General features: G+C 64.1%; 24 protein-coding genes. 10 read left to right on the forward strand and 14 right to left on the reverse strand.

Features of this window, described 5'->3' with window-relative positions; genetic code table 11:
• Positions 1-131: 131 nt before the first annotated feature.
• The 7 genes from RhoFasB10_RS05265 to RhoFasB10_RS05295 all read left to right on the forward strand — a co-directional run bounded on the left by RhoFasB10_RS05265 (position 132) and on the right by RhoFasB10_RS05295 (position 6,625).
• Complete coding sequence (locus RhoFasB10_RS05265; protein ID WP_167675467.1) at positions 132-1,289, forward strand: Gfo/Idh/MocA family oxidoreductase; 1,158 nt, start codon at positions 132-134, stop codon at positions 1,287-1,289.
• Complete coding sequence (locus RhoFasB10_RS05270) at positions 1,286-2,467, forward strand: dihydrodipicolinate synthase family protein (protein WP_167675469.1); 1,182 nt, start codon at positions 1,286-1,288, stop codon at positions 2,465-2,467. Before RhoFasB10_RS05265 ends, RhoFasB10_RS05270 begins: the two co-directional genes overlap by 4 nt.
• Positions 2,464-3,324, forward strand: a complete 861-nt coding sequence (locus tag RhoFasB10_RS05275; RefSeq protein ID WP_167675471.1) for a sugar phosphate isomerase/epimerase family protein — start codon at positions 2,464-2,466, stop codon at positions 3,322-3,324. The genes RhoFasB10_RS05270 and RhoFasB10_RS05275 overlap by 4 nt, the downstream gene beginning before the upstream one ends.
• Before the next feature lie 93 nt (positions 3,325-3,417).
• Positions 3,418-4,992 carry an ABC-F family ATP-binding cassette domain-containing protein gene (locus RhoFasB10_RS05280; protein WP_240930900.1) on the forward strand — a complete coding sequence of 525 codons (1,575 nt, stop codon included), beginning with the start codon at positions 3,418-3,420 and terminating at the stop codon, positions 4,990-4,992.
• A gap of 4 nt (positions 4,993-4,996) precedes the next feature.
• Complete coding sequence (locus tag RhoFasB10_RS05285) at positions 4,997-5,524, forward strand: dihydrofolate reductase family protein (protein ID WP_167675473.1); 528 nt, start codon at positions 4,997-4,999, stop codon at positions 5,522-5,524.
• Positions 5,525-5,536: 12 nt separating this feature from the next.
• The gene (locus RhoFasB10_RS05290) at positions 5,537-6,256 is read left to right on the forward strand and encodes a DUF998 domain-containing protein (RefSeq protein ID WP_254303533.1); all 720 of its coding nucleotides are present in this window, start codon (positions 5,537-5,539) and stop codon (positions 6,254-6,256) included.
• A gap of 9 nt (positions 6,257-6,265) precedes the next feature.
• Positions 6,266-6,625: a VOC family protein gene (locus RhoFasB10_RS05295; RefSeq protein ID WP_068427119.1), complete on the forward strand. Its 360-nt coding sequence runs from the start codon at positions 6,266-6,268 to the stop codon at positions 6,623-6,625.
• Between the two features lie 44 nt (positions 6,626-6,669).
• Here RhoFasB10_RS05295 and RhoFasB10_RS05300 read toward each other — a convergent pair whose 3' ends face one another.
• The 7 genes from RhoFasB10_RS05300 to RhoFasB10_RS05325 all read right to left on the reverse strand — a co-directional run bounded on the left by RhoFasB10_RS05300 (position 6,670) and on the right by RhoFasB10_RS05325 (position 10,691).
• Positions 6,670-7,155 carry an SRPBCC domain-containing protein gene (locus RhoFasB10_RS05300; RefSeq protein ID WP_068427121.1) on the reverse strand — a complete coding sequence of 162 codons (486 nt, stop codon included), beginning with the start codon at positions 7,153-7,155 and terminating at the stop codon, positions 6,670-6,672.
• Positions 7,152-7,505, reverse strand: coding sequence for a metalloregulator ArsR/SmtB family transcription factor (locus RhoFasB10_RS05305; RefSeq protein WP_167675475.1), 354 nt, complete (start codon positions 7,503-7,505; stop codon positions 7,152-7,154). Before RhoFasB10_RS05305 ends, RhoFasB10_RS05300 begins: the two co-directional genes overlap by 4 nt.
• A 41-nt stretch (positions 7,506-7,546) precedes the next feature.
• Positions 7,547-7,774, reverse strand: a complete 228-nt coding sequence (locus RhoFasB10_RS26235) for a hypothetical protein (protein WP_240930901.1) — start codon at positions 7,772-7,774, stop codon at positions 7,547-7,549.
• A gap of 18 nt (positions 7,775-7,792) precedes the next feature.
• On the reverse strand, positions 7,793-8,104 hold the full coding sequence (locus tag RhoFasB10_RS26240; RefSeq protein WP_308115257.1) for a HipA domain-containing protein: 312 nt from the start codon (positions 8,102-8,104) through the stop codon (positions 7,793-7,795).
• A gap of 111 nt (positions 8,105-8,215) precedes the next feature.
• Positions 8,216-8,470 (reverse strand): helix-turn-helix domain-containing protein, encoded by a 255-nt coding sequence (locus RhoFasB10_RS05315; RefSeq protein WP_114332179.1) that lies wholly within the window; start codon positions 8,468-8,470, stop codon positions 8,216-8,218.
• Positions 8,471-8,619: 149 nt separating this feature from the next.
• Positions 8,620-9,411 (reverse strand): RsiV family protein, encoded by a 792-nt coding sequence (locus tag RhoFasB10_RS05320; RefSeq protein WP_167675477.1) that lies wholly within the window; start codon positions 9,409-9,411, stop codon positions 8,620-8,622.
• A 53-nt stretch (positions 9,412-9,464) separates the two neighbouring features.
• Entirely contained in the window at positions 9,465-10,691 is a 1,227-nt protein-coding gene (locus RhoFasB10_RS05325; RefSeq protein WP_240930902.1) for a DUF2786 domain-containing protein, read from the reverse strand.
• A gap of 186 nt (positions 10,692-10,877) precedes the next feature.
• Between RhoFasB10_RS05325 and RhoFasB10_RS05330 the strand changes: the two genes are divergently transcribed.
• Positions 10,878-11,726 (forward strand): aldo/keto reductase, encoded by an 849-nt coding sequence (locus tag RhoFasB10_RS05330; protein ID WP_167675481.1) that lies wholly within the window; start codon positions 10,878-10,880, stop codon positions 11,724-11,726.
• A 57-nt stretch (positions 11,727-11,783) separates the two neighbouring features.
• On the opposite strand, the gene RhoFasB10_RS05335 is transcribed toward RhoFasB10_RS05330, so the two are convergent.
• Together RhoFasB10_RS05335 and RhoFasB10_RS05340 are read right to left on the reverse strand one after the other, a co-directional pair.
• A complete protein-coding gene (locus RhoFasB10_RS05335) occupies positions 11,784-13,334 on the reverse strand; it encodes an FAD-dependent oxidoreductase (protein ID WP_206030542.1) in 1,551 nt (516 codons plus the stop codon).
• 58 nt (positions 13,335-13,392) lie between these two features.
• Positions 13,393-14,409, reverse strand: a complete 1,017-nt coding sequence (locus RhoFasB10_RS05340) for a diiron oxygenase (RefSeq protein ID WP_068427128.1) — start codon at positions 14,407-14,409, stop codon at positions 13,393-13,395.
• 240 nt (positions 14,410-14,649) lie between these two features.
• On the opposite strand from RhoFasB10_RS05340, the gene RhoFasB10_RS05345 reads away from it, so the two are divergent.
• Both RhoFasB10_RS05345 and RhoFasB10_RS05350 read left to right on the forward strand, forming a co-directional pair.
• On the forward strand, positions 14,650-15,585 hold the full coding sequence (locus RhoFasB10_RS05345) for an ADP-ribosylglycohydrolase family protein (RefSeq protein WP_068427130.1): 936 nt from the start codon (positions 14,650-14,652) through the stop codon (positions 15,583-15,585).
• Entirely contained in the window at positions 15,582-16,091 is a 510-nt protein-coding gene (locus RhoFasB10_RS05350; RefSeq protein WP_167675483.1) for an O-acetyl-ADP-ribose deacetylase, read from the forward strand. Before RhoFasB10_RS05345 ends, RhoFasB10_RS05350 begins: the two co-directional genes overlap by 4 nt.
• On the opposite strand, the gene RhoFasB10_RS05355 is transcribed toward RhoFasB10_RS05350, so the two are convergent.
• From RhoFasB10_RS05355 to RhoFasB10_RS05375, 5 genes are all read right to left on the reverse strand, one after another.
• Complete coding sequence (locus RhoFasB10_RS05355) at positions 16,088-16,774, reverse strand: NUDIX hydrolase (RefSeq protein WP_167675485.1); 687 nt, start codon at positions 16,772-16,774, stop codon at positions 16,088-16,090. The two genes, RhoFasB10_RS05350 and RhoFasB10_RS05355, sit on opposite strands and share 4 nt — an antisense overlap.
• 35 nt (positions 16,775-16,809) lie before the next feature.
• Positions 16,810-18,084: a hypothetical protein gene (locus tag RhoFasB10_RS05360; protein WP_068427136.1), complete on the reverse strand. Its 1,275-nt coding sequence runs from the start codon at positions 18,082-18,084 to the stop codon at positions 16,810-16,812.
• Between the two features lie 147 nt (positions 18,085-18,231).
• Positions 18,232-18,948, reverse strand: a complete 717-nt coding sequence (locus RhoFasB10_RS05365) for an excalibur calcium-binding domain-containing protein (protein WP_068427201.1) — start codon at positions 18,946-18,948, stop codon at positions 18,232-18,234.
• A 171-nt stretch (positions 18,949-19,119) separates the two neighbouring features.
• Positions 19,120-20,223: a hypothetical protein gene (locus RhoFasB10_RS05370; RefSeq protein WP_240930903.1), complete on the reverse strand. Its 1,104-nt coding sequence runs from the start codon at positions 20,221-20,223 to the stop codon at positions 19,120-19,122.
• 103 nt (positions 20,224-20,326) lie between these two features.
• Positions 20,327-21,730 carry a dicarboxylate/amino acid:cation symporter gene (locus RhoFasB10_RS05375; protein WP_167675487.1) on the reverse strand — a complete coding sequence of 468 codons (1,404 nt, stop codon included), beginning with the start codon at positions 21,728-21,730 and terminating at the stop codon, positions 20,327-20,329.
• Positions 21,731-21,758: the final 28 nt, after the last annotated feature.

Genomic DNA, 21,758 nt, shown 5'->3' on the forward strand with positions numbered 1-21,758 from the left:
CGGTGTTGACCGATCGACATGGACAGCATAGCGTGGAAAGCGCATTCCGAAGCTGACTTACTTGCTCGACGCGTGCTGGGCCTTCTCGTCCGCACTGCATCCGGAACCTCTTCTCAGAAAAGGCACCTCTTATGCCCAACTCCACTCGTACCCTGCGTATCGCCATGAACGGCGTCACCGGCCGCATGGGCTTCCGTCAGCACTTCCTGCGTTCCATTCTGCCGATTCGTGAGCAGGGCGGCGTTCTGCTCGAGGACGGGACGCGAGTTCAGGTCGAACCCATTCTGGTCGGACGCAACGAAGCCAAACTCCAGGAACTGTGCGCTCAGCACGGTGTCGCCGAGTACAGCACCGACTCCGCATCGGTCATCGACGACGCCAGCATCGACATCTATTTCGACGCACAGGTCACGTCGCGTCGTGCCGAGGCCCTGGCGTCGGCGATGAAGGCCGGCAAGCACATCTTCACCGAGAAGCCGACCGCGGAGACTCTGACGGAGGCCATCGAATTGGCGCGTATCGGACAGAACGCGGGCATCACGGCGGGCGTCGTGCACGACAAGCTGTATCTGCCCGGGCTCGTGAAGCTGAAGCGGCTCGTCGACGAAGGTTTCTTCGGACGCATCCTGTCGCTGCGCGGCGAGTTCGGATACTGGGTCTTCGAAGGAGACGGCCAGCCGGCGCAACGTCCCAGCTGGAATTACCGAGCCGAGGACGGCGGCGGCATCATCATCGACATGTTCTGCCACTGGAACTACGTGCTCGAAGGCATCCTCGGCAAGGTCGAGACCGTCACAGCGAAGGCCGCGACACACATCCCGACGCGGTGGGACGAGCAGGGCCGTGAATACGCCGCCACCGCCGACGATTCCGCGTACGGGATCTTCGAGCTCGAGAACGGCGTTGTCGCACAGATCAACTCGTCATGGGCCGTGCGTGTGTTCCGCGACGAGCTCGTCGAGTTCCAGATCGACGGAACGCACGGTTCGGCCGTGGCGGGCCTGCGCAACTGCGTCGCACAGCATCGTTCGCACACCCCGAAGCCGGTGTGGAACCCGGATCTGCCTGTGACGGAGCCGTTCCGCGACCAGTGGCTCGACGTGCCCGCGAACGCGGACCTGGACAACGGGTTCAAGCTGCAGTGGGAGGAGTTCCTGCGTGACGTGATCGCCGAGCGTCCGCACCGCTACGGTCTGCTGTCCGCGGCACGTGGCGTTCAGCTGGCCGAACTCGGTCTGAAGAGCTCGGCGGAAGGCCGTCGCCTCGACGTTCCGGAGATCACGCTGTGACCGCACTGTCTGCCGACCTGTCGATTGCCTTGCCGGGCAGAGGCATTCACGTACTCGGCGAGCCGGGGGACTGGACCAAGCCCACGGCTGCGTTCAGCTCGCGCATCGCGTACGCCGCCGCGCACGTCGTTCCGCGTGCGACAGCCGACAACACACCCGGCGCTCTCGCGGACATCGACTGGGATGCAACCCTGGCGTATCGGCACGAACTGTGGTCGTACGGACTCGGAGTCGCGGATGCCATGGACACCGCCCAGCGCGGCATGGGCCTGGACTGGGCGGCGACGGCCGAGCTGATCCGGAGATCGGGTGCCGAAGCGGCTCGCGTCGGCGGCCTGCTCGCCTGCGGCGCCGGTACGGATCAACTCGATCTCGCGGCGTTGCCGTCGGGCAAGGAGGGTCTTGCTGCGGTGCTGGATGCGTATCGCGAGCAGATCGCAGTCGTGACCGAAGCCGGGGCGAACGTGATCATCATGGCCTCGCGCGCGTTGGCTCGCGTCGCGACCTCGCCCGAGGACTATCTGCACGTGTACTCCACACTGCTCGACGAGGTCGACCGACCGGTCATCCTGCACTGGCTCGGAACGATGTTCGACCCCGCGCTGGAAGGGTACTGGGGCAGTGCGGACATCGACTCCGCCACTGCGACTTTCCGTGATCTGATCGCGGCGCACTCCGGCAAGGTCGACGGCGTCAAGGTCTCGTTGCTCGACGCAGGGCACGAGATCGCGTTGCGTCGCGCGCTCCCGTCGGGTGTCAGGCTCTACACCGGAGACGACTTCAACTACCCGGAACTGATCGTCGGCGACGACCTCGGTCACTCCGACGCGTTGTTGGGCATCTTCGCAGGTATCTATCCCGCGGCGTCGACGGCATTGCAGGAGCTCGATCGTGGCAATGTCGAACGCGCAGAGGAGATCCTGCGGTCCACACAGGAACTCGGGCGGCACATCTTCGCGGCACCGACGTACTACTACAAGACCGGGATCGCGTTCCTGTCGTGGCTGAACGGCAAACAGGCCGGGTTCTCGATGGTCGGGGGACTTGCGTCGGGCCGAAGCGTCGAACATCTGTCGACGCTGTTCGTTCTGGCCGACCGCGCCGGATTGCTCCTCGATCCATCGCTCGCGGTGTACCGCATGGGGCTGTTCCTGGAACTGAACGGAGCTTCGTCGTGACCCTCTCTGCCTACGATCTCGACAATCCCTACGCTGCACTGTCTCTCAACACGAAGACCGTCAACAGGTGGACGCTGAAGGAAGCGATCGACGGCGCAGCGCGGGCCGGGCTCGGGGGGATCGGGCCGTGGCGCGACCGGGTCCAGGAGGCAGGCGTCGCACGGGCAGCAAAGATGCTGTCCGCCGCGGGACTTCGCGTCTCGAGCCTGTGCCGTGGCGGCTTCCTGACGGCCATCGACGACGACGGTCTCGAGGACAACCGCCGAGCGCTCGACGAAGCCGCCGAGCTCGGCGCACCCGAGCTCGTGATGGTGATGGGCGGCATTCCCGATCGCGACTTGATCGGTGCCCGGGCCCGCGTCGAGGAGCGCCTGGCGCTACTCGTGCCGTACGCGCTCGAGCGGGGCGTGCGCATTGCGTTGGAGCCGTTGCATCCGATGTTCGCTGCCGATCGCGCCGTGATTTCGACTCTCGGACAGGCACTGTCGATGGCCGAGCCGCATCCGGTAGAAGCCGTCGGAGTCGTCGTCGACACGTTCCACGTCTGGTGGGACCCGGACCTGCGGTCGCTCATCGAGACCGCCGGGCAGCGTGGTCGCATCAGTTCGTATCAGGTGTGCGACTGGCTCGTTCCGATGGAGGCCGACCCGCTGTTGTCCCGCGGCATGATGGGCGACGGTGTCATCGACTTCGCATCGATCGGAACCTGGGTGCGCGACGCCGGATACCGCGGCGACGTCGAGGTCGAGATCTTCAACGCACAGGTGTGGGCCACGGACGGCGACCAGGTCGTCGAAACGATGAAGCAGCGGTACCGGGATCTGGTGCTACCCGCGTTGGCGCCTGCGGGCGGCTGAGCCGCCCGACCCCACGTGCGTGCGAATGTATAGCGGGCTATACATTCGCACGCACATGCGGCGAAGCCGCCCGTCGCCTACCAGGAGTTCTCGTTGAGTTGGATCCGCATGAACGACGTCGCCAAGGGATACGACGGGAGGGTCGTTCTCCGCGAGGTGTTCTTCCGGCTCGCCGACGGCGATCGCGTCGGACTCATCGGCCGCAACGGTACCGGTAAAACGACGCTGCTGAACCTGCTGTTGGGGCGCGAAGCTCCGGACTCGGGAACCGTCGACACCACCGAAGGCGCACGTATCGGCTACTTCTCGCAATTCTCCGAGCTCGACGGTGACCGCAGCATCCAGACCGAGCTCGAATCGCTCTTCGAATCCGTACACGCGATCGAGGCAGAACTCGCCGAGGTCGAAGCCGCCCTCGGCGGTGACCTCGACGAGAAGCAGATGTACAAGCTCGTCGATCGTCAAGCCGAGCTGCTCGACGCGATGGAGAACAGCGGCGGCTGGACCTACCACCAACAGATCGACACGGTCCTGTCGATGCTCGGCTTCAACGCCGAACGACGCGAGCTGCCGGTCGACCGACTGTCCGGCGGCTGGCGCAACCGAGCCGCTCTGGCCAAGATTCTGCTCGACTCGCCCGACGTGCTACTGCTCGACGAGCCGACCAACTTCCTCGACGTCGAGGGCATCGCCTGGCTCGAGCGGTGGCTGCGCGACTTCAGAGGTGGTCTGCTCGTCGTCTCGCACGATCGACAGTTTCTCGAGCAGGTCGTCACGAACATCGTCGAGATCGAGAACAACCACCTGCAGATGTACGACGGTTCCTACTCGGAATACGTTGTGCAGAAACAGTTTCGACTCAAGAACCTCGAACGTGAATTCAGCAGCGAACAGCAGCTGCTTGCCTACGAGCAGGAAGCGATCAACGACCACAAGGAAGCGCTGAAGAATCCCAGCGCGGCATTGAAGCGTCGACTCGCGAACATCAAGAAGGCGAAGAATCCGCGCCCCGTCGATACCGTCGTCACCGCGATCTACGGCGGCCTGCACGTCACGGACGATCTGGCAGAGATCACGGGGATCTCGAAAAGCTTCGGTGAGCACGCTCTGTTCTCCGACGTGTCCTTCGAGATCCACCGCGGTGACCGCATCGCGATCACCGGTCCGAACGGCTGCGGCAAGACCACGCTCGTCGACATCCTCACCGGTGTCGAGCAACCGGACAGCGGCAAGGTGAAGTGGAAGACCAAGGCGCCGTCATTCGTGCATTTCAACAAGGTGCTCGGCGATCTGGATCTGGACGACACGGTCACACATGCCGTCAATGCGATGCCAGGGAGTCTCGCGTTCAGTGCGACGAAAAAGGAGGTCAATCGCTTCCTGACACTTCTCGGATTCTCCGAACTGGACCTGAAGTCCAAGATCGGCACTCTGTCGGGAGGGCAGAAGGCCCGTGTCGCGCTGGCGCAATGCCTGTTGCTCGGCGCAGGCGTGATCGTGCTCGACGAGCCGACCAACCACCTCGACCTGGCCAGCACGCAAGTTCTCGAACGTGCACTTGCAGCTTTCCCCGGGGCGGTCGTTCTCGTCAGCCACGACCGCTTCTTCGTCGAGAACGTCGCGCTCCGGCATCTGGTCTTCGACGGCAAGGGTGGCGTGAGACAGTAGGCGGATGGCCACGCTTCTGTATTCGGCGACGATGTCGCTCGACGGCTACATCGCCGGTCCGGACGGCGACATGTCCTGGCTGTCCGAGTACATGGGTGAGCCGAACGAAACGGCGGATCGGCTGCTGGCACGAGTCGGGTCGGTCCTGTGCGGCAACGCAACCTTCGGCGGCGACGACCCAAACCGCGGTACCGAGAACGAGGGGGCGTTCGGCGGGCAGTACGACGGTCCCGTCGTGCTCCTGACCCACCGTCCGCCGGTGGAGCCGCCCGCAGGAGTCACCGTCGCGACCGATCTGCTCAGCGCCATCGACGCGGCCACGGACGCAGCGGGGGAGAAGTACGTAAACGTCCTCGGAGCCGACGTCGCACGGCAGTGCATCGAGGAGAGATTGCTCGACGAGATCCTGGTCTTCACCGTGCCGGTTCTCCTCGGCGACGGGGTGAGGCTCTTCTCGAGTCAGGGCGGACACAGAGTGCGTCTCGAACGGCTGTCGGGTGAGGTCGAGCACTGGTACCGAATCCGGTACTAGGGTTCGGGCACAGTGGACGACGTGCCGCCGCAGAATTCACGAACCGTCATAGCCCGCCTCGACGTCGTCGGCGTCGTATTCGTTCTCATGGGGTCGCTCGTGATCCTGACACTCGATCTGGTGACGGCCGTCGACAACCCGGCGCATCTGCGACGCACGATCAGTGAGTACGGCCTGGGTGCACAGCAGTGGGTGTTCGCGACCGGAGTCTCGTTGTTGGCGCTCGGTTCTGCTGCCACCCTGGTCGCGGCCGTCCGCAACGGAGTGGCGCGAGCTCGTTCGGTCGCCTCGGTGGCCATGACGGCGTGGATCGTCGGATTGATCGTCATTGTTGCTGTGCCGAAACAGGATTGGAGCAACGACGCCACCCTCGGCCTCGGCGGTGCGATTCACCGCGTCGCGGCAGCCGTCGCGTTCGTCGCCATCCCGATCGCAGTGATCGCCTTCGCAATTCCATGGGTGCGTGACGGCCGCTGGACGACGTGGGCACGTACGACGCTCACGCTCGCCTGTCTCGGCGTCGCCTCGTTGCTGCCGATCGCGTACGCACTGATCGTCGGAATGACCTCGACGACCCCGTGGTACCGCGTCGTCACGCTCGGTTACGTGGAGCGGGTACTGGTGGTCGCCGAGGTCGTCGCCCTCGTTGCGTTGGCGATGTGGGTCGTGGCAGCAACGAACGGCCGCGTCACGGATGTCGAACGCTCGCCGGTAGTTGTGCCGCGTGAGTAGGGTAACCGCATGGCACAGAACGAGCATCACCGTTTGAACTATGTCGAGTTGTCGGTCACCGATCTGTCGGCGGCGCAAGCGTTCTACTCCGCCGCCTTCGGCTGGCGCTTCAACGACTACGGTCCCGAATATGCGGGCATAGTCGGCGCGGGCGGGAGTGAAGTGGGTGGCTTGGCGAAGGTGGCCGAGCGTCCCGGACAGGGCGGGCCACTTGTGCTTCTCTATTCGGACGACCTCGACGCGACCGTCGAGGCCGTCACCGCCGCAGGCGGTTCCGTCGTGAACGGGCCGTATCCGTTCCCGGGTGGGCGGCGATTCCACTTCACAGATCCGAGCGGGAACGAGCTCGGCGTCTGGGCAACGTCCTGACGGAGTGTTCGCGCGGTCGGCTCGACCGCGCGAACACCTGAGTCCTATTCGGCGAGGATCGCGTCGATCTGGCCCATCGCCAGGCCCATGCCTTCGTCCATTCCCATCTCGATCAGCTTCTGCATCTGATCCGCGTTCTCGAACGTCGACACAGTCGTCATCCGAGTGCGACCATCTCTTTCCTCCAGTGCAACAGTCATTTTGGTGACGCCCAGGTTCTCGATCGGATCCCAGTTGTCGTCGGCGAAACCGTCGTCGAACGCGAGCCGGCGGGGTGCGTCGATCGACGTGATGCGCCACCACCCTCGGGCTTTGTCACCGTCCGGTCCGGTCATGTAGTAGTGCGCTTTGCCGCCCTCGACGAAGTCGAGTTGCTCGAACGTTGCGGGCCACGTCGGCGGTCCCCACCAGCGCTCGAGCTTCCGGGGATCTTCCCAGATCCGCCACACACGTTCGACTGTCGCGTCGAACTCGGCAACGATCGTGAAGTTCAGGTCCTGAACGCTCTTGTCTGTGCTGATGACGGTCATGGTGTGTCTCCCTCTTCCTCGTCTTCGTCGAGAATGTCGGAGATCCGGTCGACGCGTTGTCGCCAGATCAGTTCGTACTCGTCGAGCAGGCTTCGTGCTTTCCTGATGCTGTCCAGACGAATTCGCACGATCTGCTCCCGTCCGCGCTTCTCCTTCGTGACGACGGAAGCGCGTTCCAGAATCGCCACGTGCTTCTGCACGGCGGCGAAACTCATGGAGTAGTGAGCGGCCAACCCGGACACCGAGTGTTCGCCGGTGATGACCCTCGAGACGATGTCCCGACGGGTCGAGTCGGCGAATGCTTGGAACAGTCGGTCGATGTCCGCGTCTCGAACCTCATCTACAACCATGTGGTTGTACGTTAGGCGCGGAAGCAGTCGAGGTCAAGGGGTCAGCGTGTCAGTTCTCGGCATCGGGACGCCACGAAGTCTCCGAGTCGACGCGTCGACCGGTCGTCGAAGCCGACGGAGTCGAGCGTTGCCATCGAGGAGCGGACACCATCGACGACCTCGTCCAGCATGCGGGCGGTGGCGCGCTCCGGAACACCGAGGGTGTGTGCGGACGCGACGACGTGGTCGCGTGTCCATCGATTGGCTCGGCCGTAGAGGTTCAACGCCATCGGGTCTTTCCATCCCGCCTACGGCTGAGTGAACAACAGGTCGTATCCCGGTGTCACCGACCACTGTCCGGACGGGTTCAGCTGGACCGAGTAGTTCTTGCCGTGAAGGTCGCCATTGCCGATGAGGTACGAGTACGTCGTCAGGCGCAACAGTTGGAGTGTGGCCAGGCGCGCAGAGCCTCCACCCAGTTCGACTGTGCGCGAGAGGGTTCGGATGACGGACTCGGTCTCCAGTCGATACTTGGCGGCTGGGTAGACGCCGGACAGCTGACACGCATCCTCTTGTGTGAGTCGCGAGTCGCGAGTCGCGTGTCGCCGGTTCGATCGAATCGCTTCACGAGCAGGCCGGCGATACCGTTGACGACGTGCGCGTCAAGGTCCCCGCATGTCTGTCCGTTTTGTAGACGTCGGCCTCGTCGACCGTACGCATGTCGTTGGAGGTCACGGGCGCGCCTGGACCGTCGTGCCGGAACGTGTGACGAGTCGCAGGTCACAACCCAACGCGTCTGCGACAGCGCGGGAACCATCGAGTTGCACTGTGGATTTGCCCGACTCGATCGACTGGATAGTCGAGCGGCCGACGCCGGCCAGGAGCGCAAGGTCGCTTTGCGTCAGACCGAGCTGCAGTCTCCTGGCAACGAATGCGGCTGCGAGCGGGTCGTCGCTGGTTTTGGTGCTGCGCCTTGGGCTGGCCATGGCTACTCCTGAGCTTGCGTGAACATGCTTAAAGCCAGATTAGGGGTCAAGGTACCGCTTTTCCATCATTAAGCCTGTGTTCGAGAGCTTAGAGTTGTGAAGACGATCGTTTCGAAGCTGCGGCCTCACTATGCCTGCGCTCGCGAGCCTTATCGGCTAAGTGCATCGAGAGTCCGCGGATCGGCCACATCGGACAGTGCGGACCACGGGACGGTGACATCGACGAGACCGATGGCGTGTGGACCGACCTGGTAGTCGCCGAATCTGATGTTCATGCCCTCGGCGGAGGGAACCCAGTTGGCGAAATTGCTCACGGTCGGTTCGATGCCCGTTCGTTCGAAATCCGGACCCGCGGCTGTAGCCGGAAGGAGGATCGCGGACTGCTCCGACAGCCGCTGTAGCCCCGCCTGAAGATCCGGGAAGAGGTCCTGCAGCGTGACGGGAGTGGCGTCGTCGGTGTTCACCGTGACCGTCGCGACGATCGCGGTCGGATGTGCGCCAGGGGGATTGGCATCCCACGAGGTGTTGAGCACGGCCGCGACGACGCTGTCGCCCACGTACGTGGGTCCGGGGCGGGCATCGGACAAGGTAAAACTCGACGGCTCGAACCCGTCGACCTGATCCTGCAGTGCGGCGCGCATCGACTCGTTAAACTCGGAGACGACGGCGTCATCGCCTCCCGTGAGTTGTGGAATGTTCACGTCATAGTCGACGCGATCGGTCGACCCCGAGACGCGGGCGGTCGTGAACGAGTACGGGGCAGGTAGGGGAGCGGTTGAGGTGGGCTCGGCTGTGGTCGTGGCGGCGCGGGTCGTAGTGACCTGTGCGGTTGTCGGTGCTGCTTCGTCCGACGCGATAGCCGTTCCATCCGTCGAGCAACCGGCAGCCGATACCGCGATCGATACTGCTGTCACGGCCACTGCCGCTCGCCACGTCTTCATGCTTCGTGCATATCACCCGGGTCGAGCGAGCGCACGGGCTGACTGACAGTTCGTCAGTCTTCGATGCGTTCTCGCCCTCCGGTGAGGTCCGCATGCTCGGCTGCCCGTCGACCTTCGTGGACACCCGATCTGTCCGACACCGTGATCTTGACGGAGCTCAGGTCCGGGAACAGTTCTTCGAATACCGACGTGACGGCTTCGTCTCGCGCGGCGAGGATCGGTACCAATGACGACCCGTATTGCCCGCCGGCCGCTCGATCTGCCCGATCTCGTGCTTCAGCGAGGCGTTCGCGGACCCGCCACGAGTAGCCGAGAAGGAATGCCCGTCGAAACCCGCGGGAGCGTGTACGAGAATCGATACCTGCATCGGCCAACGCCCGCGCGGACTGCACCAGCAAAGAGGTGTACAGCAGTTCGCACAGATCGAGATCGACAGGCATCCCCGTGATGCCGACGAGTCCGAACTTCTTGTACCAGACAGTCCTCGCGCCGTTCGACGCGGCGACGCTGGACATCAGATGCATCTTGGCATCCGCGTACGGGTTGTCGACGAGAATGCGGCGCGTCACGACCAGGTCTGTGGGTGCGGACCCCTGGGCGGAATCGAGAACAGCGCTGTCGATCGCGTATCGCGTCATCAGTTCCTGCGCCTTGGCGGAGAACGTCTCTGCCTCCTCGGTGAACGAGGACGATTCCGCCTTCGCCAGCAACCCCCGAATCTTGTTGAGAACCTTCGTGTCTGCGCGTGTGCTCGTCATCGTGGAGTGCGCGTGCCATCGTGAGGGCGGGGGTGAGAGGGGAGTAAGAGAAGGCAGCAGCCGAAATTGAGCGAGCAGGCGGAACAGGCTGTCCCAGTACACCCGCGGAGCCACTCGTGATGTGCGCCGGTAGTGGGCGAGGTCGGTACTCGGGTCGATTCCGATGTCCCTCAGTTGCTCTCGCCAGTCGGGCGGAGCCGTGGAGAGCGCTGTGGTGGCTCGCGCATGGGCACCGAGGAGCGCCTTGATCATCGAGAAGTCCGGTTTGTCGAGCTTTCGGGCGACGACGTGGACGAGTTCGGCCGGTTGCCAACCTCGTTCGAACGTGCCTGCCAGGATCGAGTCGGCGTACGCGACGCATCGGTCGTCCAACGTTGTCGCCGTTCGTGTTTCGAAGTCGATGACATGGTCGACGAACCTGGCCAAGGCGTCGCGTGACGTGAGCGGATCGGCGGCGAGCACGATGCCCGAATTCATCAGGGTCTCGGCGTCGACGGTCCGATGCAGTGCGTGAACGTTCATGGTTCCCCTCGTCGGAGTGTTCGAGGACATCCAGTGAGGGGCCTGGTGTCGGTGTCGGTGTCGATGGATTTGTACCAAGTGGGTCCGACAGGTTCGAGATTCCCGGCGCACCCGCAGCGTGTAGATCTGCGCGTCGCGGGTACACGACGGCGAGTAATCGAATATCGAACGGAGATGACGAATCACGTGAGTGTCGTACCCAGCATCACTTTGAACAACGGTCGAACCATCCCGCAGCTCGGCTTCGGTGTGTTCCAGATCGAACCCGAGAAGACCGCCGAAGCAGTCAAGACCGCCCTCGAGGTCGGCTATCGACATATCGACACCGCCGAGATGTACGGCAACGAGAAGGAAGTCGGGCAGGGTATCCGCGACGCGGGAATCGACCGTTCGGACATCTTCGTCACGAGCAAGCTGAACAACGGTTTTCACGAACCCGACGACGCGCGTCGAGCATTCGATCGGACTCTGAACGACCTCGGAACCGACTACGTGGATCTGTTCCTCATCCATTGGCCTCTGCCCACTCGTTACGACGGCGACTTCGTGTCCACCTGGAAGACGCTGGAGGAATTCGCGAAGGACGGACGTGCACGGTCCATCGGTGTCTCGAACTTCCAGCCGGCCCATCTGGAACGCCTTGCACAGGAGACCGAGACGGTGCCTGCGGTGAACCAGATCGAAGTGCACCCGTACTTCGTGAACGAAGACGCACGCAGCCACAGCCGCAACAACGCGATTGCGGTCGAAGCATGGTCGCCCATCGCCCAGGGCAAGGTGCTCGACGACCCGACGATCGAGAAGATCGCTCAGGCCGTAGGAAAGTCGACGGCTCAGGTCGTTCTGCGGTGGCATCTGCAGCGCGGCGACATCATCTTCCCCAAGTCGGTGACACCGGACCGGGTGAAGGCGAACTTCGACATCTTCGACTTCGAGCTGAGCGATTCCGACATCGCGGACATCACTGCCCTCGATCGCGGTGAAGAAGGGCGTACCGGGCCCAACCCGGACACCTTCGACATGATCCCCGACTGACCTCGGAACGACGAAGGCCCCGCACACGGTATGTGCGGGGCCTTCTTTCCGTTTGTCTCAGACTCGGCGTGCCCGACGCCAGCGCCGAACTTCGGGCGCGACGTCGATGTCACCGAGCGTGCCGTCGTTGAAGTCGTCCACGAGATGCCGCACCGTTTCCTGGGCGCACGACTTGTTGGTTCCGATGAAGCCGGACGGGCCGCGTTTGATCCACCCGGTCACATACGAGCCAGGAACTGTTGTGCCGTCAGCAGACTCGAGCACACGGCCTCCGTCGTTGGGGATGATGCCCCGACGATCGTCGAACGGCACCCCGGGCAGAGCGACACCGCGGTAGCCGATGGAGGTGAGAACGAGCCCCGCGTCGACAGTCTCCTTCTCGCCGGTCGCGATGCTGAGTACAGCCCCGTTCTCGTCGGTGTCGAGGGTCATGCGGTCGAATTCGACGCCGGCGACGGCCGAGTCGCCGAGGATGCGCGTCGGCGACAACAGGTACCGGAGCACGATGCGCTTGTTGTCGCTGCCGGTGACGTCGTCGACCCGTCGGAGAAGCTGCAGCTTCTGGGAGACGGCGTGGGGAAGGTCGTTGGTCTCGGCGAGTTTCGTGGTGGTCGCGTCGAGCATCATCTCGTCCTTGTGGATCGAGACGTCGATGCCGGATGTGCTGAGCAGGCCGGCGAACTCGGGAACGGTGAACGCCGACTGCGCGACGCCGCGTCGTCCCACGACGAGTACTTCTTCGATGTTCGACTCGCGCAGCGCTTTCACCACATGGCTGGGCACGTTGGTGCCGACGAGGCGCTCGGGATCGATCGTCAGAATGCGTGCGACGTCGAGCGCCACGTTGCCGTTGCCGATGATGACTGCCCGCTTGTGCGACAGATCGTAGCGACGATGCGCGTGGTCGGGATGGCCGTTGTACCAGGCGACGAAGTCGGTGGCGGACGAACGGCCGGGCAGATCGGCACCGGGCACGGTCAACTCGCGATCACGGGAGGCGCCGACCGCGTAGACGACGGCGTGGTGCGATTCGAGCAGTTGCTCGTGTGAGATGTCCTTGCCGATCTCGACGCCCAAGTGGAATTCGAAGCCCGGTTGCGCCGAGATCTTGTCGAACAAACGCGAGACCTGGCGGGTCTTCTCGTGGTCGGGCGCAACACCCAGACGCGCCAAACCGTGCGGCTGCGGAAGTCGATCGTAGACGTCGACCTTCACGCCAGGCTGTGTGAGCAGTTCGTCGGCGGCGTACATCGCGGACGGACCGGACCCGACGATCGCGACTCGGAGCGGTTGCCTGTCCCTGGCGACGGCCGGTGCCGGAGACACCGGCGCGAGGAGAGGTCGCGTGGGACGTTCCTGCTTGTAGAAGTCCGAGTTGATCGTCAGGAACGGCAGCTGCTCGTCGGTCAACTTGGACTTCGGAACGATCGCGTCGACCGGGCACGCCGACACGCAGGCGCCGCAATCGACGCACGACGTGGGGTCGATGTGCAGCATCTCTGCCGTCAGGAAATCGGGCTCGTCCGGTGTCGGATGGATGCAGTTGACGGGGCATGCGTAGACGCACGATGCGTCGCTGCAACACGATTGAGTGACAACGTGGGGCATGGTGATTCCTGACGGCAGGCGCTGCTGTGGAGATAACTGGCGCTGGAGTGACGGGGGATCAGGCGGCGAACTGGTTGGAGCTGCGGTCCGGCTCGCTACGGTAACGCGAGGCCTTGCCGTCGATGCCACACGCCTTCCACATCAGCTTCGCGGGGCGGCTCATCATGCCGGTCTCGGTGGCCAACATGCGGACGTCGCCGAAGTAGTCCTGCAGCGTGTGCTGCGCCTCTTCGGATTCCCAGAAGAGGTCCTTCTTCACGTACTGAGGAATCGCGAACTTCTTCCAGAACCGCTTCGGCGGAATCACGATCGCGTCGCACAGCACGCGCATCACGATCGGGAAGGCGAGCGACAGGAAGAACCGGCCGACCTTCGACATCTTGGGAACCCGACGACGGAGAAGCTGGTGCGCGAACGAGATGTGTCGTGCTTCCTCTGCCACGTGAATGGCCATGACGCTTTCCATGATCGGGTGGATTTCCTCACCCGAACGCAGAACGGACTTCTGAATGTGGTCGATGGGCTCCTCGCCCGCGAGGACGCCGACGAAGAAGAGTTCCGGTGCGATCGACGCGAACAGCGGAATGATCGGCGACAACATCTTCATCGGACGACTCATGCCGGGCGCATCGCGATCGACGCGATTGACCATCTCCTGGAACATCAAGGTGTGGTTGCACTCTTCGATGGACTCGTGAGTGCAGTAGCGCGCCTCTGCGGATCCGTTGGGCAGCGAGAAGACGTACTGCATCATCCCTCGGATGAGGATGTTCTCGAACTGCAGCCCGACCTTCGCGACATTGGCCTGGCGCCACATGCCGATCTTGATCTGCTGGTCTTCCGGCAGGGCCTGGTACCACGGGTGGCTACCGATCGGGTCGGTCTTGGTGGGCAGGATCCACCGGCGATCGTTCTCCGGGACGGAGAACTTGGGGGATTCCCAGTCGATGTCGACGTAAGGGTCGAAGTGCTTGTGCACCGATCCCTCGGACAGAAGGCGCAGAGTCTCGTTGTACTTCTCGGTCTCCGCGTCGGGATCGATAGAGATCGTGCCGTCTTCTGACGTCAGTGTCATCGCTTCCTCCTGTGTGGTGCGAACTTGTACTTAATGTAACTCGAAGTATCAGCAAACGGAAGCCGGATCGGAGATGGATTTCGCGCCATGTGTGTGACCAGGGGTAACAGAGAAATATTTTTCGCGAATCGGGGATGCGGAGGTGCTCGAATCTCGAAGTTCGGGCGAAATCGCAGGCCGGTTGACGCTTCGAGCAAATATGCGCTAAGTTAAGCGCAGAAACGAGCTAAGGAGATCGGTATGGCGCTGACCATGGAGCAGAACGACCGCGCGGCAGGTGTACTCCTGGGGACGGCGGCCGGCGACGCGCTCGGAGCAGGGTACGAATTCACGTACCCAGCGCCCGGCATGGCCGTCGACATGATCGGCGGTGGAACGTTCGATTGGGCACCCGGTGAGTGGACCGACGACACGTCGATGGCCGCGGCGGTAGCGCTCGCGGCCCGGGACGAGGACGTCTCGTCCGTGAGAGGTCTCGACGCGATCGTTGCGAACTTCGTAGCGTGGTACGACACCGACCCGGTCGACGTCGGAACCCAGACACGGAAGGTCCTCGGTCATCGCAGCAGCACGGCGGCCGAGATGACTGCACGGGCCGCGGCACTGACCGGCCGGACCGGTGGGAACGGTTCGCTGATGCGCACCGCGCCCGTCGCGCTGGCGTTCCTGGACGACGCCGACCGGTGCGTCGCGGCCGCTCAGGCGGTCAGTGCGCTCACGCATTCGGATCCGCAGGCCGGTGAGGCCTGTGCGCTGTGGTCTTACGCAATTCGGCACGCTGTTCTGCACGGAAACTTCGACGGCCCCAGGCTGTGGTTGGACACGGCAGGCAACGCAGCGGACACGTGGAGGGCGTTGCTCGACGAGGCGGAGGCCGGCGACCCGTCGGACTTCGCGCAGAACGGCTGGGTCGTGCATGCGCTGCAGACAGCATGGAGTGCCATCACGCGCGCCGAGTCGGACGGCCCCGAACATCTCGTGCGCGCCCTCGAATCGTGCGTCCTGGCGGGCGGTGACACCGACACCACTGCAGCCATCGCGGGTGGACTGCTCGGCGCTCGGTGGGGAGCGTCCGCCGTGCCGACGAAGTGGCGCTCGATGCTGCACGGGTACCCCAGCCTGACCGGCGAGGACCTCGTCGCTCTCGCTGCCGACATCACGGGAGGACGGGCATGACCGTCATCGACGTCGTTCGCGGCGACATCACCACCATGCGCGTCGACGCGATCGTCAACGCTGCCAACTCCACTCTGCTCGGCGGCGGGGGAGTCGACGGCGCCATCCACCGCGCCGGCGGGCCCGTGATCCTCGCCGAATGTAGGACGCTGCGGAACACGAGCCTCCCGAACGGTCTCGCAGCGGGGGCCGCCGTCGTCACGACAGCGGGACGACTGCCCGCGAAGTGGGTGATCCACACGGTGGGACCGCGCTATTCCGCTCACGAGGATCGTTCTGCGATCCTCCGATCGGCGTATCTGCGGAGTCTGGCTGCTGCCGACTCGGTCGGCGCGAGAACCATTGCATTCCCGCTGATTTCGGGCGGATCCTACGGCTGGCCCGTCGACGACGCGGTGACGCAACAGGTAGCGGCTGTCACGAGCGCGTCCACGAACGTGGAGATAATAACTCTGGTCGCGTTCACCGAACGGATCGCGACACTGACGGCTCGGCTTCTGAGCTAGTTGCCGACCTGATGTCGGAAGAGTACGGACGCCGACTCCGGTAGCACCGCTGCCGCTCTCCTCCGATACAGCTCGGCCGGGCGACCGCCGCCTGCGATGGACGTGGTCCCCGTTCCTTCCAGAGCGCTCGTGACATGACGGCGGAAAGTGTCCTTGGGGATTTCGGTGTCGAACACGATCTCGTACAGCCGTCGAAGCTCGAGCAACGTGAACGTATCTCCGAGTAGGCGGCCGGGATCTATTCTCGACGCGTACCGACGGCGAAGGTCGTTCACCGACAACGTCACCATCTCTCCGTGGTCGAACGCCAAAGGCTTTGTCGCAGAACCGTGCTCGATGTCGACGAGGCCGATGGAACTCGTCAGTGCGTCGACCGCGATCGTGGCTCCGTGTGCCATCGACAGCACCCATCCGCGCTCGTCACGGTCGGGCGCATCGAACATTCCGATCTGATGAAATTCCAGACCACCGAGCCCGGCCTTGGTGCGCAAGGCTCGGTCGGCCGCGTCGGCGAGCCGTTCCCCGGGGTGCAAGAACGTTCCGGGGAGCGCGTCGCCGCGCGGAGACGGTACGACGACAACCTTCAGAACGCCGTCGTGCACCGTCAGTACTGCGACGTCGACGGCCACGGACGGCCTGGGGTAATCGGTCAGCGACCTGCCTGCGGTCTGCGGTGTCTCCACTCGGCCGAGCTTAGCGCACCCATGAGCTATCGGACTCAGAGATCGAACAGAGCTGGTTCCTCGAGTTGGTCGAACAACGAGATCTGTTGCGTCTTCGGTGGAGTCGGTGCCCGATGGAACGCGCGCCTGAGACTCTCCGCGACGTACGTCCAGCTGACGGCGAAGGCGTCGCACATGACGGCCGCGCGGATTCGACGCTCGTCGCCGAGTCGGTGGGCGTGGTCACGGAACCGTTGAGCGGAGAACTCGGCCCGCTCCGTGAGCTCGCCGATGTCCTGCTTGCGGCACATGGCTTCGACTGTGGCGGCGTCGACCGGTCCGCGCGTCAATTCGCATGCGGCGCGCAAGGTTCCGAGTGTGCCACTGTCGTCGGACCACGTCACGTGTGGTTCCGGCTCGGGGTGGCGATGCGTGGGGTCGTAGACGGAACCGCCCAGCTCTGCTGCGAATGCGGCGTCGATCGAGTCGACGAACATGCCGAGGTGATAGAGCATCGACGTGAGGTGACGGGGCACGTAGGAGTTGGTCACGATCGCGGTGTCGGCGAACAACTGGTCGCCCGCCACGACGAACGTGATGTGACGCCACCGGGTGTTGAGCCAGGACAACCGACGAGACAGCGCGGTCGACATGACGACACCGCTGACCAAAGGGGCGTGTAGCCGAACGGAATTCGCGTCCGGGCCGAAGCACACGTGGACGGGCATCGCGAAACCGTCGACGCGGATGTCGCCGTTGTCTTCTCTGGCGACCGCGATTCCGGGTGCGCTCGTGACGCTGTCGAGAATCAGTGCTCGAAGATGATCGATGTCCAACGGATGGACCGCCGTGGTGTCCGGCAGTCGTCGATCGGTCGCGGTGCGGAATTGGCGGTCGTCGCGCGTGACCGCGTCGGCGGACAGAAACGCAGGGTGGGGCACCGACCAGACCTCTCGGAACAGTCGCACGATCAGGTGCGCGAGTTCCGCGGCCTCGTCGGTGCGTCGACTCATGGTCCTGCTGATCAACGTGCCGTACGTGCTTCGCTCGCCCGGAGTCGCCCACCCCAGTTCGACGATACGATCGTCGTTTCCGATAGCGGGGTCGACGCCGTCGTACAGGTGACCCGCGAGAACTGCGGCTGACTCCAGAATGCCGTCGACCATGCACTGCACACGCACCCACGGTGAATCGCCGTCACCGCGGTCGAGTCCCGACTCCGCGGTGATGTCCAAGCCCTCGCGCGAGCGCATGCCGACGACGAACGCAGACAATTCGTCGGTGTACGAGGCCCACGCGTCGTCTATGGAACTTTGAAGTCGGTCGTTCATGTGGGTGCCCTCCCGTCGATGGGCGACTGGATCCGCCCGTCGACAAAGACAGTAGCGACGGGGTCCGACAGAAACGGCGGCTGCGCCACCCGTGCGCGGAAAGTCGGTGCAGGGGACAACTTTCGCGCACGGGTGCCGCAGGCGCATTCAGTTCTCGCAGGCCACGCCGTCGCCGTCGCGGTCGAGCTTGGAGCTGTAGCCAGCCTCACCCCGGTAGATCGGCGCGGCGCCTGCGGCGCGGACCGCCGAGCAGTTGGCGTAGTAGACGTTCGACGGCGCCTCGGCGACCACCGGCGCAGGCGGGACGTAGACGGGCTCCGGTTCCGACTCGGCCACGTAGACCGGCGCGGGAGCGGGCGCAGGGACGTACGCCTCGGTCGTCTTCGGGGGAGGTGCATAGACGGTCACGGTCTCCGGTGCCGGCGCGACGGTCGTCGGGACAACCGTGGTCGTCGTGGGAGCAATCGTTGTCGTGGTGGGGGCTGTCGTCGTCGGACGTGCCGTCGTCGTCGCGACGTCGGCGATCGCGGGTGCTGCGAACGCTGCGGCGGCGGGAGCTTCCTCCGGCTCCGGCGTCGGAGCGGTGATACCGAGTGCCACCAACGCCGGAAGGAGAGCGACGGCCGGCGTCGCCCAGATCAGTCGGCCGCGCGAGGGCGCGACGAACAAGTACAGGCCGCCTGCAGCTGCCGCACACAGTCCGACGACGAGGCCGGCGAGGGAGAAATCGACCAGAGAGGTCAGCACGAACAGGACGCCGAGCACGAGCGCGACCCATCCGATGATCTTGCCGAAACGTGGTCGTGGAGTCTTCGGGCGCTCGGCACCGGGAAAGACATAGGGCTGGGAAAATGGATCGGTCATGACGGAGTCCTCGAGAATCGGGCTGTGGATACGGCGCACGAGCACCGCGGATCGACAGACCTGACCGAGGGGCTCCGAGCAGGAATCCGGCGGCCGCGGGCTGCTTCACGACTGACATCGCCGAATTCCGAGCACCATGTCGGTCGACGCGCCCGTCTCGTTACAGACCGATCAGAACTCTTTCGAAAGGTCGTCCTCCCCGAACGGCTCGGCGAGTTCGACGCCTGCGAGAACTGCACGCCGGAGGGCCTTCGGGACCTCGAGCGAATCGTCCTCTCGAGCGAGGACTTTCTGCTCCTGCAGCGAACGCACCCGGTAGTCGATCAGCTGCGCGGTGCGGAGATCCTCGTCCTCCAACCCCTCGTAGTCCTCGTCGGCGTTGTCGAGAGGGAGGTCGTCGGTCATCGCAGCCAGCAACGTCTGCACGGCGAACGTGTTGGCGAGACCCATCGAAACGTCGTCCTCGCTCGACGTCAGCTGGTGGCGGATGTGGTGGGTGAGCAGGTCGCGGAGGGTGCCCAGCGACCGGGAGCGCAATCCGTCGACAGCAGGTCCCGGAACGACGGTCTCACCGTCGACCGCCAGAACGTCCGATGCGAACGCCACGGCCCATCGATCGAGAGCGGTGAGGTCCACGAGCTCGGTGTTCTCGTTCGAGTCGCTCAGCGCAGTTGCGAGCTCGGGAACGTCCATCATCGACAGCCCGGGCCCGACTCGGTCGACGATCTCGTCGAGGCCTGCAACCAACGGGAGAGCGGACAATGCGGCCGATTCGTCGTCCTCGGAGACGTCGGGAAGCTCGATGTCCTCCGGGGCGAGGATGTCGGGATCGTTGTCGATGAAGTCGGTGAGGTCTTCCATGACGTGCGCGAAGTCGTCGTCCGACCCGCTCCACCCGTCCGACTCGTCGAGGTAGGTCAGGAACTCGAGGACGGTCAGAATCATGTTGGATGCCGCTGCGGGGCCGTTGTCGGGATCGGAATCCTCGATGCGGGTGGCGGCGTCGACGAGGAAGTGCGCGTCGTTCGGCGTCCAGGCGGTGGGGGAGAACCCGGGGTTCGCTCGAAGCATCTGGCTGAGCGTGGTTCGTACGAGGGAGACGATTCGATCGGCGTGTTCCGCCATCTCACCTTCGTCGAGCCACACAGCGAAATCGTCGAGGACGGCGGACGGCAGGGCCGGTGTGCGCGTCGACGACGACTGCTGACGTCGTTGTCGTGCCTTGATCTTGGCTGCGCGCTTCTGTCCTCGACTTGCCGGTCCTTTGGATCCCATGACGTCGAGAGTAATCGGGTCGCTCGTCCCGTCACACATCGATGGGCCGTGGCATCCGTCTACCGGCTGCCACGGCCCATCGATGTCCGTCGAGAGAAGTTGACTACCTTGCCAATTCGACGTCCGTCGCGGTTGCGTCGTCGTCCGCGAACGGGTCGCCGTTGCGTGGGGCGTTGTACCGATCCAGGTCGAGGATGCCCTCGCGCTTGGCGACGATGGCCGGAACGAGCGCCTGGCCGGTGACGTTGACGGCCGTGCGGCCCATGTCGACGATCGGCTCGACAGCGAGGAGCAGTCCGACACCGGCGAGCGGAAGTCCGAGCGTCGACAACGTCAGGGTCAACATGACGGTGGCGCCGGTGGTGCCTGCCGTTGCGGCGGAACCGATCACGGACACGACGATGATCAACAGGTAGTCCGTGAACGTCAGTCCGACGCCGTAGAACTGAGCGACGAAGATGGCAGCGATCGCGGGATAGATTGCGGCGCAACCATCCATCTTCGTCGTGGCTCCCAGCGGCACGGCGAACGACGCGTACTCACGGGGCACGCCCAGGTTGCGCTCGGTGACGCGTTCGGTGAGCGGCAGCGTGCCGATCGACGAGCGCGAGACGAACCCGAGCTGTGTGGCAGGCCATACGCCGGAGAAGAACTGACGAACCGAAAGGCCGTGAGCACGAACGATGATCGGGTACACGACGAAGAACACGATTGCGAGCCCGACATAGATCGACACCGTGAAGACGCCGAGCGAACCGATCGCGTCCCATCCGTAGGTTGCGACGGCGTTGGCGATCAGCGCAGCGGTGCCGATCGGTGCGAGGCGGATGATCCACCACAGAACCTTCTGCACGATCGCGAGAAGCGATGCGTTGAAGGTCAGGAACGGTTCGGCCTTCTCGCCGATCTTGAGTGCGGCAATTCCGATCGCAGCGGCGATGACGAGCAACTGAAGGATGTTGAAGCTCAGGGAAGACGTTGCGGTGCTGGCGAATCCGTCACCGGCAGCCGTGGTCGTCACGGACGTCTTCGAGCCCAGAGCGAAGAAGTTGTTCGGTACGAGCCCGGTCAGAAACGACCACCACGAGCCGACACTGCTCGGATCCTTGGCCGACGACATCTCGACGCCGGTGCGTGAACCGGGTTGCGCGACGAGGCCGATCACGATGCCGATGATCACTGCGATGAACGCGGTGATCGCGAACCACAGAAGCGTCTGCACGGCCAGCCGGGCAGCGTTGGCGACCTGACGAAGATTTGCGATGGAGCTGACGATCGCAGTGAAGACCAGAGGTACGACGGCGACCGTGAGCAGCTTCACGTAACTGGAGCCGATGGTCGCGACGGTGCCGACGAGCCAGTTCTCGTTGCCGTCGGCGGCGTCGGGCATCGACCGAGCAATGAGGCCGATGACCACACCGAGCACGAGGCCGGCGACGATCTGAGGTCCGAAGGACTTCGCCCATGCGGGCACGCGAGATGGACGGGTAGCGCTGGGCGCAGACATGAACATGCCTTTCGAGAAAGAGAAAACG

Source organism: Rhodococcus sp. B10, assembly GCF_011770055.1.
Taxonomy (GTDB): domain Bacteria; phylum Actinomycetota; class Actinomycetes; order Mycobacteriales; family Mycobacteriaceae; genus Rhodococcoides; species Rhodococcoides kyotonensis_B.

Bases quoted from the DNA above. Each gene is read 5' to 3' on its own strand.
- RhoFasB10_RS05265 (WP_167675467.1), top strand. From the start codon at position 132: ATGCCCAACTCCACTCGTACCCTGCGTATCGCCATGAACGGCGTCACC.
- RhoFasB10_RS05285 (WP_167675473.1), top strand. From the start codon at position 4,997: ATGGCCACGCTTCTGTATTCGGCGACGATGTCGCTCGACGGCTACATC.
- RhoFasB10_RS05295 (WP_068427119.1), top strand. From the start codon at position 6,266: ATGGCACAGAACGAGCATCACCGTTTGAACTATGTCGAGTTGTCGGTC.
- RhoFasB10_RS05300 (WP_068427121.1), bottom strand. From the start codon at position 7,155: ATGACCGTCATCAGCACAGACAAGAGCGTTCAGGACCTGAACTTCACG.
- RhoFasB10_RS05305 (WP_167675475.1), bottom strand. From the start codon at position 7,505: ATGGTTGTAGATGAGGTTCGAGACGCGGACATCGACCGACTGTTCCAA.
- RhoFasB10_RS26235 (WP_240930901.1), bottom strand. From the start codon at position 7,774: ATGGCGTTGAACCTCTACGGCCGAGCCAATCGATGGACACGCGACCAC.
- RhoFasB10_RS05315 (WP_114332179.1), bottom strand. From the start codon at position 8,470: ATGGCCAGCCCAAGGCGCAGCACCAAAACCAGCGACGACCCGCTCGCA.
- RhoFasB10_RS05320 (WP_167675477.1), bottom strand. From the start codon at position 9,411: ATGAAGACGTGGCGAGCGGCAGTGGCCGTGACAGCAGTATCGATCGCG.
- RhoFasB10_RS05325 (WP_240930902.1), bottom strand. From the start codon at position 10,691: ATGAACGTTCACGCACTGCATCGGACCGTCGACGCCGAGACCCTGATG.
- RhoFasB10_RS05335 (WP_206030542.1), bottom strand. From the start codon at position 13,334: ATGCCCCACGTTGTCACTCAATCGTGTTGCAGCGACGCATCGTGCGTC.
- RhoFasB10_RS05340 (WP_068427128.1), bottom strand. From the start codon at position 14,409: ATGACACTGACGTCAGAAGACGGCACGATCTCTATCGATCCCGACGCG.
- RhoFasB10_RS05345 (WP_068427130.1), top strand. From the start codon at position 14,650: ATGGCGCTGACCATGGAGCAGAACGACCGCGCGGCAGGTGTACTCCTG.
- RhoFasB10_RS05350 (WP_167675483.1), top strand. From the start codon at position 15,582: ATGACCGTCATCGACGTCGTTCGCGGCGACATCACCACCATGCGCGTC.
- RhoFasB10_RS05360 (WP_068427136.1), bottom strand. From the start codon at position 18,084: ATGAACGACCGACTTCAAAGTTCCATAGACGACGCGTGGGCCTCGTAC.
- RhoFasB10_RS05365 (WP_068427201.1), bottom strand. From the start codon at position 18,948: ATGACCGATCCATTTTCCCAGCCCTATGTCTTTCCCGGTGCCGAGCGC.
- RhoFasB10_RS05370 (WP_240930903.1), bottom strand. From the start codon at position 20,223: ATGGGATCCAAAGGACCGGCAAGTCGAGGACAGAAGCGCGCAGCCAAG.
- RhoFasB10_RS05375 (WP_167675487.1), bottom strand. From the start codon at position 21,730: ATGTCTGCGCCCAGCGCTACCCGTCCATCTCGCGTGCCCGCATGGGCG.